The following is a 13,581-nucleotide window of genomic DNA, read 5'->3' as shown; positions in this document are numbered from 1 at the left end:
GTCACCGCTCCCCTTCCCGTGCTTCCGTCGTCCGTGCGATCCCCGGTTCCCCGCTCGTGGCACCCGCCGTCGCCGGGGGGTGTGCCGCCCCGGTGAGGGCCTCGCCGCGGCGCAGGTAGCGGGCGATGCGGCGGGCACCCGTCAGGCTGCCGGCCGCGTACCACAGCACGTCCGGGGCGAGCCCGTAGTCGATGCCCAGCCGCTCGTACACCTGGGTGGCGTGGAGCCGGTACGAGTTGGCGAGCTGGGCGGTCGTCATCTGCGGGGCGGCCTGTGCGCCCGTCTCGAACCACGCGGCCAGGGTGTGTTCGACGTACTCCTCCACGGAGTACTCCAGGGTGCGGGTCTCGATGGGGCGGCGCACCGGGGCGAACATGGGGTCGATGACGCCGGGGCGCCCCTGCAGTTCATTGGCGACGTGCGTGGCGAGAAGTGGCGCGCAGTGGAAGCCGTCGCGGTACGTGCCGGTCATCAGGTACAGACCGGGGACGGGCAGCGCGCCGATCAGCGGGAACCCGTCGAGGGTCATCGGACGGTTGCCGGTGAGGTAGCGGACGACGTCGTGACGCGCGATGTCCTCGTCCAGTTGCTGCATGGCGTACTGGGCGAGGAACCGGACGTCGCCCACGGGAACGACGTCGGTGGGGCGGTCGACCAGGCGGTTGGTGGCACCCAGGTACTCCATGCCAGGACCGGCGGGTACGACGTGCAGTCCGCAGGCGAAACCGCGGTTGGGGGTGCGGACCACGCTGCGGAACGGTTCGCCGACGACCCGTCGGGAGAGCATCGCGAAGCCGAGTCCGGGAAACGTCGGCATCAGAGCACCGTCGAGGAAGGGTTGGACCAGCTGTTCGCTGGCAGCTCCGGCCGCGACGACGACGGTGCCGGCCTCGATGAGCCGGCCGTCGTCCAGTTCGACCCCGGTGACGGCGTCGGAGCCCTCGGTCAGCCGCCGCACGGTGGCGTCCACCAGGGTCACGCCTTCGCGGAGTAATCGTTCCTGCACGGCGTTGAGTACGGCACGGGCGTCGACGGCCCCCTCGGTGGGCAGCCGTACCGCGCGAAGGGCCCGGGATTCGGTCCTCGGCCGATAGCCCGGGATGGTGCGCGGATCCACTTCCTCCCAGGGCTGCTTGTACTCGTCGAGCGCGGCGAGCATCGCCTCGAAGTTGATCGAGTCCAGTTCGGCGCCGACGGCGTTCAGGATGACGTGGGTCTCGTCGGCCGTGCGGAGAGGCAGTCGGCCCGGGGCGTCGTCCTCCAGGCCGCCCACCACGTCCTCCCACCGCTCGTGGGCGGCGAAGGCCATCTCGAAGCGGCTGCGCTGTGGCCGGTTGCGCAGGGTTTCCCGGGTGACCTCGCCGAAGCAGCCGAGCATCGCCCCGGCGGCCTGGCTCGCGCCTCCTTCCCGCGCCCAGGGGCCTACGACGGTGACGGAGCCGAATTGTCGTCGCATCAGTTCATCGGCGAGGAACAGGCCAAGGGCGCCATTGCCGACGATGACGACGTCGGCCCGGCCGGGCGGTTGTCCGTCGACGGGGGTCGGGACCTTTCCGAGGGGCATAAATCCTCCGAGGAGTGCGTGGGCGTGCGATGTATTTACGGCCCGTACCGGGTATTACACGGGCCGCATTGCCGGAAAGTGGCTGAAAAATGTACTCGCGGTCATGGGTGATTCGGCTCGTCGTACCGCGACGCGGACGCCGCGCAAAGGACGGCTGAACGGCCGGACAAGCGACCGGACATGTGGAAATGACCGAGTCTCACCCCGCCGGATGTGATCCCGGCGTGAGCGGACCGGTCGCTGAGGACGCTTGCGGGATCGGTGCGGCGGTTCCGGATCGACTGGCGTCTCTTCATCGGCTCTCCACTCGACGGGAGTGCGATCCTGGCCGAGTATAGGGACTCCGTTCGAGCGCTGAAATGGCTCTGCCTACATGGTTGTCGCTCTACCCGGCCTTCCTGGAGGTGTTGTGCGCGCCGACCGCCCAAACGGAACGTTGTCGTCAACTCCCCGTACCGTGTGTGACCTCCTGTCATTGCAGATAAACGAACGTCCGCACGCAACGGCCGTCAAGACCCCGCACCATTCCTGGACCTTTTCCCAACTCCACGATTCCGTGCAGGACCTGAGCATCCGGATGTCCCGGTCCGGTGTACGGCAGGGAACGCTGGCGGGTCTTCTGGCGCGGCGGGGACCCGCCGCGCTGTTCGGCCTGCTGGCCGTCCTGCGGTGCGGCGCCGCCTGCCTTCTTCTGGACCCGGACGATCCGCCCCGACGTGTCCGCCGTGTGATCGAGGAGACCGGCTGCGGGACCGTGCTCGTCGAGGCCCCACTCGATTCGTACCCCGAGGCACTGGTCATCACGGGGTTCGAGGACCCCGACCACGGCGGCCACCGCTCCGCCGCCGGTCCGGACGTGGCCCCGGCGGCGGGTCCCGGCACGGCCGGTTCCCGCGCGGCCCCGTTCGCCGGTCCCGCACCGGACGATCTCGCGTACGCGATCACGACATCGGGGTCCACGGGGCGGCCGAAGGCGGTCGCGGTCCCACACGACGCCCTCTTCAACCTGATCACCACCTCGAAGGACGACTTCGAACTGGTCCCGGAGCGCGACGTGGTCCTCTGGACGTCCCGCCCCTCCGTCGACGTCTCGGTGCAGGACTGCCTGATGGCCCTCTGCCACGGCGCGACCGTGGCCATCCCGGAGGACCAGGGCTTCCTGCCCCGCAGCATCCTCAAAGCCGCGAGCACCCTGGGTGCCACGGTGGTGGACCTCCCCGCGGCGGTGATCGGCCCGTACGGCCGAGCTCTCCTGCCCCGGCTGGCCGAGGCGGGCGTACGGCTCGTCATCACCGGCGGCTCCCTGCTCGACGGAGCCGGTGTCACCGGGGCGCCCCCGTCCCTGACGGTGGTCAACGCCTACGGGCCGACAGAGGCGACCGTCACCGCCACGCTTCACCGCTGCGCCGCTGACCCGCCCCGGCGCGTCCCCATCGGGCGGCCCATCCGCGGCGTGCGGGCCCATGTCCTCGACGACGACCTGGCTCCCGTACCGGCCGGCCGGCCGGGCCAGCTCCACCTCGCCGGAGACGGCCTGGCCTGGGGCTACCTGGGGCGGCCGGCTCGCACCGCCGCCGTCTTCCTGCCCGACCCCTTCGCCGACCGCCCCGGCGCCCGGATGTACGCGACCGGCGACCGGGTACGCCGGCTGCCCGACGGGACGCTGGAGTTCCTCGACCGCATGGACAACCAGGTGAAGGTCAGCGGGTTCCGTATAGAGATCGGCGAGGTGGAGGAGGCGCTGCTGCACTGCCCCGGGGTGCGGGACGCCGCCGTGGTCCTGCGTGACGACGCCCCGGGAGGACCGGCGCTCCTCGCCTGCCTGGTGGGCGACTCCGGCGTCGACGGCACGCTGACGGAGCGTCTCCGTACCCGTCTGCCGGCCCACATGATCCCCGGACTCCGCCGCTGGCTGGACGTGCTGCCACTCACCCCACAGGGCAAGGTCGACCGCGGCGCGCTGAGCACGCTGCCGCTCATAGCCGGCGAGGGGCCGGCGGGCTGACGGCGCAGGGGGGTGATGGCCGCCGGGATGGGGGCACAAGAGGTGCATGACCGTACCCAAGAAGAGTGTCCTGGTCCTGGACAGTGCCGAACCCGAGGCGCTGGCGGAGTTCTACGCCAAGCTCCTCGACGCGACGACGCGGCGCGGAACCGATCCCGACTTCATCGAGGTGGCCGGCCACCACGGCGTATGCCTGGCCGTACGGCGCGATCACGGCTACGCGCCGCCGAGTTGGCCCCGGCCCGACGACTCCCAGCAGGCCCACCTGCACATCCTGGTGGCCCAGGACGACATGGACGAGGCGGAACGCGAGGCGGTCGGTCTGGGTGCCCGGCCGGTGGAGACCAGGGACAACTCCGGCCCACGGGACGTGCGGACGTACTCCGACCCGGCCGGTCACTCCTTCACCCTGGTCGCCCGGGAAGGCCGGTCGGCGACCTGAGGGATCGTCACGGGCGCGAAGTTACTCATGCGTTCCGCACGGTCGGTTGCTGACGGTTGTGACTGTTGCGGCCCGGCTCCCCGGTGACACGGTTGTCCCCGTCGCCGACCGAGGGAGCAGGTGTGATCAAGGGCTACGCCGCCTTCTGCGACGCGGACCGCCACTTCTACGACGCGCCGTACCGGCTGTCCGCCGAGGGCACCGACCGCAGGGGCGCGCTGTACGGGGCGGCGCTCGCCCCCGTACCCGAAGGGTGGCGCCGGCACCGCAGCGGTGACTGGCTGGCTCTCCGCCCGGTCGACCTCACGCTGCCCGCGCAGGGCTGGAAGATCCACGTTTCGGCCTGCCTGGCCAATGCTGAAACGATTCTTTCGAAGGTCATGGACTACTGCCTCGCCCGGGGCGTCGCCTTCAAGTTCGTACCGAGCCGCTACCTGCTGCACACCCGCAACGCCAAGTACGCCGACCGCGCCGCGAGCGGCAAGTTCATCACCGTCTACCCGGCCGGTGACGAGCAGTGCCACCGGATCGCCGACGACCTGGCGGCACTGCTCGACGGCGAGCCGGGCCCGTACATCCTCAGCGACCTCCGCTGGGGCGAAGGACCGGTGTACGTCCGGTACGGCAGCTTCACGCAGCGGCACTGCTACGGCGAGAACGGCGAACTGTGCCCGGCCGTCGAGCACCCCGACGGGCGGCTCGTCCCCGACCTGCGCGGTCCCGTCTTCCAGTTGCCCGACTGGGTCGATCCGCCCGCCTTCCTCAAGCCCCACCTCGACGCACGCGCCGCCGTGACGGTCACCGACATCCCGTACACCGTCGACAGCGCCCTGCACTTCTCCAACGGCGGGGGAGTGTACGTCGGCCACGACCGCCGCACCGGCGAGAAGGTCGTCCTCAAGGAAGCCCGCCCGCACGCCGGCCTGGCCGCCGACGGCGCCGACGCGGTGACCCGGCTGCGGCGCGAGCAGACCGCGCTGGAGCGGCTGGCGGGACTGCCGTACACCCCCGACGTGCGCGGCACGTTCGTCCTCGGCGACCACCACTTCCTGGCGATGGAGTTCCTGGAGGGCAAGCCCCTCAACACCTTCTTCGCCCGCCGCCACCCGCTGATCGAGGCCGACCCGACACCGGAGTCCCTGGCCGAATACACCGAATGGGCGCTGCGGATCCACCGCCTGGTGGAGGAGGCCGTGGAGGCGGTGCACGCACGCGGGGTCGTCTTCAACGACCTGCACCTGTTCAACATCATGGTGTCCGAGGACGAGACGTCCGTGATGCTGCTCGACTTCGAGGCCGCCGCGCACATCGACGAGGGACGGCGCCAGACCGTCGCCAACCCGGCGTTCGTCGCGCCGCCCGACCGGCGCGGGTTCGCCGTCGACCGCTACGCGCTGGCGTGCCTGCGGATCGCTCTCTTCATGCCGCTGACCAGCCTGTTCCCGCTGGATCCGGGGAAGGCCCGGCACCTGGCGGACATCGCGGCCGCGCACTTCCCGGTACCGCGCGGTTTCCTCGACGAGGCGGTCGAGGAGATCGCCGGACCCTCCGGGAGCGGGCCCTACCTGCCCGTCGAGCCCGGCGACTGGCCGCGCAGCCGCGACTCCATGGTGCGCGCCGTGCTCGCCTCCGCGACACCGGAGCGGGAGGACCGGTTCTTCCCCGGCGACATCGCCCAGTTCGCGGCGGCGGGCGGCGGGCTGACGTTCGGCTACGGCACCGCCGGCGTCCTGTACGCCCTCGCCGAGACGGGCGCCGGGCGCTGCGGGGAAGCCGAGGAGTGGCTGCTGCGCCGCACCAAGGAACCCGAGTCCGGCACACCGGTCGGGTTCTACGACGGCCTCGCCGGCCTCGCCTGGACGCTGGACCGCCTCGGTCACCCCGAACGCGCGCTGGAGCTCGCCGAACCGACCCTCCAGCGCCCCTGGGAGGACATCGCCCCCGACCTGCACAGCGGCCTCGCGGGCGTCGGCCTCGCCCTGGACGCGCTCGGGATGCGGGACGCCGCCCTGCGCTGCGCCGATCTCGTCGCCCGCGCCCTTCCCGGCATCTCCCGGGCCGGACTGCTGTACGGCGCGTCCGGGCCCGCCCTCCTCTTCCTCCGCCTGTACGAACGCACCGGTGACACCGGGCTGCTGGACCTGGCCGCCGACGCGCTCCGGCGCGACCTCGCCCGCTGCGTGACCAGCGCGGGCGGCACCCTCCAGGTCGACGAGGGCTGGCGGACCATGCCGTACCTCGGCGCCGGGAGCGTCGGCATCGGGATGGTCCTCGACGACTACGCCGCCCACCGGGACGACGCCGACTTCGAGCAGGCGCGGCGCGACATCGTACGGGCCGCCCAGGCCACGTTCTACGCCCAGCCCGGGCTGTTCCGCGGCGCGGCCGGCATGGTGCTGTACCTGAGCCGCACCACCGTGCCGGGGCCGGGCACCGAGACCTCCGACGTACGGCGTCAGATCGACGCCCTCGCCCGGCACGCCGTGCCGTACGAGGGCCATCTGGCCTTCCCCGGCGAGCAGATGATGCGGCTGTCCATGGACCTCGCCACGGGCACCGCCGGCTGCCTGCTCGCCCTCGGCAGCGCCGCGTCCGACGGACACGCGCACCTGCCGTTCCTCCCGCCGCTCCGGCGGCCCACGAGCCGGCCCCAGCCAGGGGCCGAGACAGAGCACACCGTCCCCATGAAGGAAAGGAATCAATCATGACGCTTCTCGACCTGCAGTCGATGGAGACCCCGAAGGAAGAGGCGACGGGCGACATCGCCACCGGCAGCCGGGCCAGCCTGCTGCTCTGCGGCGACAGCAGCCTGAGCGTCACCACCTGTAACTGACCCGCCCGGTCGCGCGGTGCCGAATGCCGCGCGCCCGTACGGATCACCCGGTCCCGGGCGGCTCACCCCGCCCGGGACCACCCGCATCCCGGCCCGTTCACGCCCCGGACCCGTTCACACCCGCCCCGCCGGGGACCACCCGCATCCCGGCCGCCCCGTTCCGCCCGCCCCGAGGAGGACACCGGCCCCATGACCTCCCCGCCCCCGGAACCGCCCCTGGGACCGCCCCCTGAACCATCCCCGCCACCGAAGCCCGGCGCCGCTCCCGCGCGGGGCGCCCGGCGCGCGGTGCGGGAGCCCCTGCCGGAGCCGGAGGTTCCGCCGGCGCGAAAGGACCACCCATCCGCAGACGCCCCGCCCGCCGACCAGCCCCCCGCGGGCGAGGGGGGCTCCGGGGCCGACCGGGTCCTGTGGGGGGCCGCCCGGCACAGTGGGGGGCGAGCCGGGGCCATCCTGGTCTGCTCCGTGGGCGCCGCGCTGGCCGCCCTCGCCGAGCCCGCCGTCCTCGGCCGGAGCCTCGACCTGCTGCTCGCCGGGTCCGCCGACGCACCCCGCTGGGTCGCCCTGTGCGGCGCGCTGATCGCGGCCGAGGTGGCCCTCGACGCGCTCGTGGCCCTGCTGACCGGCACCACCAACGCGCGGTCCACCGCCTGGCTCCGCCACCGCGCCCTCGGCCGCCTGCTCGCCGCCTCCCCATACCACGCGGCGGCCCGCTTCGCCCCCGGCGACCTCGCCACCCGGCTGACCGCCAACGCCACCGAGGCCGGCACCGTCCCGGCGACCGCCGCGAGCGCCCTCGCCACGGTCCTCCCGCCCGTCGGCGCACTGGTCGCGCTGCTGCTCATCGACCTGTGGACGGCGGCCGCCTTCGTGGCAGGCGTCCCGCTGCTCGTCCTCCTCCTGCGGGCCTTCGCCCGCACCTCATCCGACACTGTCTCGCGCTACCAGCGCGTGCAGTCCGGCATGGCGGACCGCCTCCTCGAGGCGCTGGCCGGCGCCCGTACCATCGCCGCCGCCGGAACCGTCGCACGCGAACGGCGGCGCGTCCTCGCCACGCTTCCCGAACTCGCAACCGAAGGGCGGACGATGTGGCGGGTGTACGGCCGCGCCGTCGCCCGCAGCGGCGTGCTGATGCCCCTGCTGGTGTGCGTCGTCCTCGCCGTCGGCGGCGCCCGGCTGGCCTCCGGCGCCCTGGGCGTCGGCGAGTTGGTGGCGGCCTCCCGGTACGCCGCGCTCGCCGCCGGCGTCGGCTCGGTCGCCGCGGCACTCGGCGGCCTGGTCCGCGGCCGGGCCGCCGCCCGCCGCACCGGAGAGCTCCTCGCCCTCCCGGCCGTACCGCACGGTGCGGAGAACCTGCCCGCCGACGGCACCGGCACGCTCGAACTGCGCGGCGTCACCGTCGTACGGGACGGGGTGGCCGTGCTGCGCGGGATCGACCTGCGGGTGCCCGGCGGGGCGACCGCCGCCGTGGTCGGCCGGTCGGGCGCGGGAAAGTCGCTGCTCGCGGCCGTCGCGGGCCGGCTGGTCGACCCCGACGAGGGGTACGTCCGCCTCGACGGCGTACGTCTGGACCGCGTGGAGCCCGGCCAGTTGCGCCGCGAGGTGGGCCACGCCTTCTCCCGTCCGGCGCTCTTCGGTACCACGGTCGGCGCCTCCATCGCGTTCGGGGCCGACCTGCCCGGGCCGGCCGCCGTGCGCTCCGCCGCCCGGGCGGCCGGTGCGGACGGGTTCGTCGTACGGCTGCCCGACGGCTACGACACCCCCCTCGTGGACGCCCCGCTCTCGGGCGGTGAGCTGCAACGACTCGGCCTGGCCCGGGCGTTCGCCCACGCGGGACGGCTGCTGATCCTCGACGACGCGATGTCCGGCCTGGACACCGTCACCCAGCGGCAGGTCGAGCGGGCGCTGGCCCACGACGTCCGGCCGGGCACCCGGCTCGTCGTCGCCCACCGGCTCTCCTCCGCCGCCCGGGCGGACCTGGTGGTGTGGCTGGACGGCGGCCGGGTACGCGCGGTCGGGCCGCACCGGACGCTGTGGCGCGACCCGGCGTACCGGGCCGTCTTCACCGCCGCAGGGGCGGAGGAGGGATGACGTCGGCACGCCGGGTCCGGCCCGAAGCGCGGCGATTCCTGCGGCGGCGCAAGCGCGACCTGCTGCGGCTGGCCGCCTGGTCCCTGCTGGAGTCCGCCCACACCTTCCTCGGCGGGTACGGAGTCGCCCGCGCCCTGGACGACGGTTTCCTCGCCGGGCGCACCGGCGTCGGCCTGCTGTGGCTGACCGTGGCCGCCGTCGGGACGCTGCTCGGCGGGCTCGCCGTACGCGGGGTCTTCGGCGGCCTCGCGGGCCTGGTCGAACCACTGCGGGACGGACTGGTCCGCCGGGCCGTGTCGCACGCCCTCGACGAAGCGGTGGCGGACCCGGCGCGCGCCGAGAGCGCGGCCGGCGGCGCGGCCGTCTCCCGGCTCACCCACCAGACCGAGATCGCCCGCGACAGCTTCGCCGGACTCGTCCTGACCGCCCGCTCCTTCGTCTTCACCGCCCTCGGCGCGCTGCTCGGCATGGCCGCCCTGGAACCCGCGCTGACGCTCGTCGTGCTGCCGCCGCTCCTGCTCGGGCTCGTGATGTTCCTCGCCACGCTCGCCCCCATGGCCGCCGTGCAACGCGCCTTCCTCGACGCCGACGAGGCGCTGTCGGCCCGCGTCGGCGCGGTCGGCGCCGGGCTGCGGGACGTGGTGGCGTGCGGCGGCGAGCGGCACGTCGCCGCCGAGGCCGGACGGCTGATCGACGCCGAAGCCCGGCTCTCCCGGCGCCTGGCGCGCTGGGCGGCCGTGCGCACGCTCGCCCTGGGCGCGGCGGGCCGGCTGCCGGTCGTCGCACTGCTGCTGGCCACCCCGTGGCTGCTGCGCGGCGGGGTCACCGCGGGCGCCCTGCTCGGCGCCCTCACCTACCTCGTACAGGCACTGCTGCCCGCGCTGGACGCGCTGATGACCGCGGTCGGGGCGGCCGGCACGCGGCTGCTGGTCGTCCTGGAGCGCTTCACCGACCCGCCGGCCGACCCGCCGGCACGCCCGGCACGCCCGCAGCCCCCCGCCCTCCTCCGCCCGGTCCCGCCCGCCGCCGAGCTGCGGGGCGTCACCTTCGCGTACGGTCCCGGGGCGCGCCCGGTGCTGGACGGCCTCGACCTGGTCGTCGAGCCGGGGGAGCACCTCGCCGTGGTGGGCCCGAGCGGCATCGGCAAGTCCACCCTGACCGCCCTGCTCGCCGGGCTGCTGGCCCCGACCGGCGGCACGGTCGCCGTGACCGGCGTACCCGCGCTCCTGCCCCAGCAGGCGTACGTCTTCACCGGCACCGTCCTCGACAACCTCCGCTACCTCCGCCCCGACGCCACGCCCGCCCAGGTCGAGCGGGCGGTGGACGCCCTCGGGCTCGCCCCCCTCGTGCAGCGGCTCGGCGGCCCGGACGCGGTGATCGACCCGCGCCGCCTGTCGCACGGCGAGCGGCAGAGGCTGGCGCTCGGCCGCGCCTACCTGTCGCCCGCCCCGCTCCTCCTCCTGGACGAGGCGACGTGCCACCTCGACCCCGACACCGAGGAGCACGCCGAACGGGCCCTGGCCGACCGGCCCGGCACCCTCCTCGTCGTCGCCCACCGCATCTCGTCCGCCGTACGGGCCGACCGGGTCCTGGTCCTGGACGGGAACCGCGCCCAGTGCGCCCCGCACGGCGAACTCCTCGCGCGCTCGGGCCTGTACAGGGACCTCGTCGGCCTCTGGCACCCCGACGCGGCCTGACTCCGGCGGCCCCCTACACCCACCCCGCGCCCTGCGAAATACGGATCGCGTCGATCCGGTTCCGCGCGCCCACCTTCCGGGTCGCCGACGCCATGTAATTGCGCACCGTCCCGTTCGACAGGTGCAGGCCCCGCGCTATCTCCGCGATCGACTCCCCCTCCGCCGCGCGGGCCAGCACGCTCAGCTCACGCGCCGTCAACGGCATTCTGGACGCCTCCAGAAACCCGAAGGCGAGCGACTCGTCCACGAACCGCTCGCCCTCGGCGACCTTGTGAATGCCCCGCACCAGCCGGTGCGGCGAGCCGTGCTTGTCGACGTATCCCAGCGCCCGTGCCTCGAACGCCCGGCGCAGCGCCCCCGGCCGCCCCGCCGACGCGAGCACCAGCAGCGCCGCCCGCGCGCCCAGTACCGCGCGGTCCGCCTCCGCGCCCCCGTCCAGCAGTTCCGCCGCCCCCGGACAGTCGAGGTCCACCACGCACACGTCCGGCCGTAAGGAATCGGCGTGCCTGCTCGCGGTGCGCCAGCCGGCCGAGAACACGTCGAACGATCCCTCCGATTTCAGCAGCGCCACCAGCGCCGACCTCAGCAGACTGACGCTGTGCAATACCAGCACCCTGGTCATGCCCGTCCCCTCCCTGTCATCCGCCCCGATGCGCGCATGGCGGGCACCCGTATGGTCACCCATCCGGCTTCCCCGGGCGGCGTGGGAGGAACATTGCCCGGGTACGTTCGGGGGCGCGCGCCCCACCGGCCCGAGCGCCCCCTTGCGCCGCTGTGCGCAGCGTGTGCGCCCTGCCGTGTGCGCCCCGAGCGGGGGGTGGGACGGCGGTCGCGTGGTGGGAACCCGCGCGTCGCCCGAAAATGGCTGGGTACGTGGTGGTCCTCCGCACCACGAGGCACCGAGGAGGGTGAAGCCCATGGCCCACACGGCCGGCCGGAGAGCGGCCCCCGACGGAGAGACCGTGCTGCCCACCGTGCGGTCCCTCGAGGAGCTCGGCGAGCTGGTCGAACGGCAGGGACCGCTCTACGTCCGCTGGTCCCGGGGACCGGCCCACGACCTCGGCGCGACCCGCAGCGTCGACGAACTCACGGGGATCCCGATGCCGGGCCTGTCCGCGAACCCGCTCCAGGTCGAGTCGTGGTGGGGCGACCGCCCGCTCCGGCTGTGGGTGGCCCGCCGGCTGTACGACTACTGCCATCTGCGCCGCGACCGGGACGGCGACGTACGCCCCTGGATGCTCCGCGGCCGCGAGGTCGCCCGGGGCCCGGACAACGAGCCGCTCCTGTCCGACATCGTGCCGGTCAGCTGGATCGACCTGGCCGTCATCGGCGAGGCGGAGGCGGAAGTGGCCCGCCAACGCCGCCCCTGGGGCCCCATGCGCCGCTGACCTCCAGCCCCTCGCCCGCCGCGCCTGCCGCCCCGCCGGGCCTGCCGCCCCGCCGGGCCTCCCTCCCCGCCACGCCTGCCGCCCCGCCGGGCCTCCCTCCCCGCCACGCCTGCCGCCCCGCCGGGCCTCCCTCCCCGCCAGGGCCTGCCGCCCCCACCCCGGGACGAACGTCCCGTCTGGCGCCCCCCGTCCGGGGAAGACGGGCCCTCATGTCGACGACAGCGAATGACCAGCCGCTCAAGCGCGCCCTGACCACACCCCTGCTCTACTTCTTCATTCTCGGCGACGTCCTCGGCGCCGGTGTGTACGTCCTGATCGGCCAGGTCGCCGCCGACGCGGGCGGCGCCGTCTGGGTGCCGCTCTCCGCCGCCCTCGCGCTCGCCCTGCTCACGGCCGCGTCCTACGCGGAGCTCGCCACCAAGTACCCCCGCGCCGGCGGCGCCTCGCACTACGCCACCCGCGCCTACGGGCCGTTCGCCGGGTTCCTCGCGGGCTTCTGCATGCTCGCCGCCGGGGTCGTCTCGGTCGCCGCGCTCGCCCGGGGCTTCGCCGGGGACTACCTGACGGCCTTCGTCACCGTCCCCGTCGCCGTGGTCGCGGTCCTGTTCCTGGCCGCCCTCGCCCTGCTCAACGCCCGCGGCATCCGGGAGTCCACGCGCGCCAACGTCGTCGCCACCGTCATCGAGGTGGGCGGCCTGGCGATCATCGTCGTGCTCGGTGCCCGGCTCCTGCTGCGGGGCGACGGCGACCCCGCACGCCTCACCCAGCTCGGTACGGCCGAGCAGGGCGCGGCCGGCGCCGTCCTGAGCGGCGCCGTCCTGGCGTACTACTCCTTCGTCGGCTTCGAGACCTCCGTCAACGTCGCCGAGGAGACCCGCGACCCCCGGCGCTCCTACCCGCGCGCCCTCTTCGGCGCGCTCATCACGGCCGGAGCGGTGTACGTCCTCGTCGGCCTGGCCGCCTCCGCCGCCGTACCGACCAGTACGCTCGCGAAGTCCAGCGGGCCGCTCCTGGAAGTGGTGAAGGCGGCGGGTGGCGTGCCGGTGTGGCTGTTCAGCGCCATCGCGCTGGTCGCCGTCGCCAACGGCGCCCTGCTGACCGGCATCATGTCCTCCCGGCTCGCCTACGGCATGGCCCGGGACGGCCTGCTGCCCGCCGCCCTGACGAAGGTGCTGCCCGGCCGCCGCACGCCGTGGGCGGCGATCGCGGCCACGACCGTCCTGTCGATGCTGCTCGCCCTCACCGGCAGCGTCGCCACCCTCGCCTCCACCCTGGTGCTGCTGCTCCTCGTGGTCTTCTTCCTGGTCAACACCGCCGCCCTCGTCCTGCGCCGCGACCAGGGGGTGCCCGGCCACTTCCGGGCGCCGACCGTGATCCCGGTGCTCGGCGCCGCCTCCTGCGTCCTGCTCGCTACCCGGATCGAGCCCGAGGTGTGGCTGCGCGGCCTGATCGTGCTCGGTGTGGGCCTGGTGCTGGCGGCGGTCGCGGCCGCCCGGCGCGGCAGGGAACGGGTGCCCGCGTGAGGCCGCTGTGGGCCGTACGCGCTACCGCGCGGCGCGTC

Annotated in this window: 10 protein-coding genes; 8 read left to right on the top strand and 2 right to left on the bottom strand. The window is 74.3% G+C overall.

Annotated elements, in window-relative coordinates; genetic code table 11:
* Nucleotide 1: 1 nt before the first annotated feature.
* The gene (locus BKD26_RS06590) at nt 2-1,564 is read right to left on the bottom strand and encodes an FAD-dependent oxidoreductase (protein ID WP_084896751.1); all 1,563 of its coding nucleotides are present in this window, start codon (nt 1,562-1,564) and stop codon (nt 2-4) included.
* A 373-nt stretch (nt 1,565-1,937) separates the two neighbouring features.
* Between BKD26_RS06590 and BKD26_RS06585 the strand changes: the two genes are divergently transcribed.
* The 6 genes from BKD26_RS06585 (at nt 1,938) to BKD26_RS06560 (ending at nt 10,632) form a co-directional block, all read left to right on the top strand.
* Entirely contained in the window at nt 1,938-3,569 is a 1,632-nt protein-coding gene (locus tag BKD26_RS06585) for an amino acid adenylation domain-containing protein (protein WP_084896749.1), read from the top strand.
* A 46-nt stretch (nt 3,570-3,615) separates the two neighbouring features.
* Nucleotides 3,616-4,011, top strand: a complete 396-nt coding sequence (locus BKD26_RS06580) for a VOC family protein (RefSeq protein ID WP_084896747.1) — start codon at nt 3,616-3,618, stop codon at nt 4,009-4,011.
* Between the two features lie 122 nt (nt 4,012-4,133).
* Nucleotides 4,134-6,719 carry a class III lanthionine synthetase LanKC gene (gene lanKC / locus BKD26_RS06575; protein ID WP_084896744.1) on the top strand — a complete coding sequence of 862 codons (2,586 nt, stop codon included), beginning with the start codon at nt 4,134-4,136 and terminating at the stop codon, nt 6,717-6,719.
* Entirely contained in the window at nt 6,716-6,844 is a 129-nt protein-coding gene (locus tag BKD26_RS06570) for a SapB/AmfS family lanthipeptide (RefSeq protein ID WP_073755677.1), read from the top strand. The genes lanKC and BKD26_RS06570 overlap by 4 nt, the downstream gene beginning before the upstream one ends.
* Nucleotides 6,845-7,252: 408 nt before the next feature.
* Nucleotides 7,253-8,935 (top strand): ABC transporter ATP-binding protein, encoded by a 1,683-nt coding sequence (locus BKD26_RS06565; protein WP_241518571.1) that lies wholly within the window; start codon nt 7,253-7,255, stop codon nt 8,933-8,935.
* Nucleotides 8,932-10,632 carry an ABC transporter ATP-binding protein gene (locus tag BKD26_RS06560; RefSeq protein ID WP_107417774.1) on the top strand — a complete coding sequence of 567 codons (1,701 nt, stop codon included), beginning with the start codon at nt 8,932-8,934 and terminating at the stop codon, nt 10,630-10,632. The genes BKD26_RS06565 and BKD26_RS06560 overlap by 4 nt, the downstream gene beginning before the upstream one ends.
* A gap of 13 nt (nt 10,633-10,645) precedes the next feature.
* On the opposite strand, the gene BKD26_RS06555 is transcribed toward BKD26_RS06560, so the two are convergent.
* On the bottom strand, nt 10,646-11,254 hold the full coding sequence (locus BKD26_RS06555; RefSeq protein WP_084897000.1) for a response regulator transcription factor: 609 nt from the start codon (nt 11,252-11,254) through the stop codon (nt 10,646-10,648).
* Between the two features lie 295 nt (nt 11,255-11,549).
* Between BKD26_RS06555 and BKD26_RS06550 the strand changes: the two genes are divergently transcribed.
* Both BKD26_RS06550 and BKD26_RS06545 read left to right on the top strand, forming a co-directional pair.
* On the top strand, nt 11,550-12,020 hold the full coding sequence (locus BKD26_RS06550) for a DUF6098 family protein (RefSeq protein ID WP_084896738.1): 471 nt from the start codon (nt 11,550-11,552) through the stop codon (nt 12,018-12,020).
* A gap of 209 nt (nt 12,021-12,229) precedes the next feature.
* Nucleotides 12,230-13,543, top strand: coding sequence for an APC family permease (locus BKD26_RS06545; RefSeq protein WP_084896735.1), 1,314 nt, complete (start codon nt 12,230-12,232; stop codon nt 13,541-13,543).
* The last annotated feature ends 38 nt before the right edge of the window (nt 13,544-13,581 follow it).

It is taken from the genome of Streptomyces sp. CB03238, assembly GCF_002099185.1.
Classification (GTDB): domain Bacteria; phylum Actinomycetota; class Actinomycetes; order Streptomycetales; family Streptomycetaceae; genus Streptomyces.
Note: the sequence above shows the minus strand (reverse complement) of the source record. Positions and strands in the feature narration are given on the sequence as shown.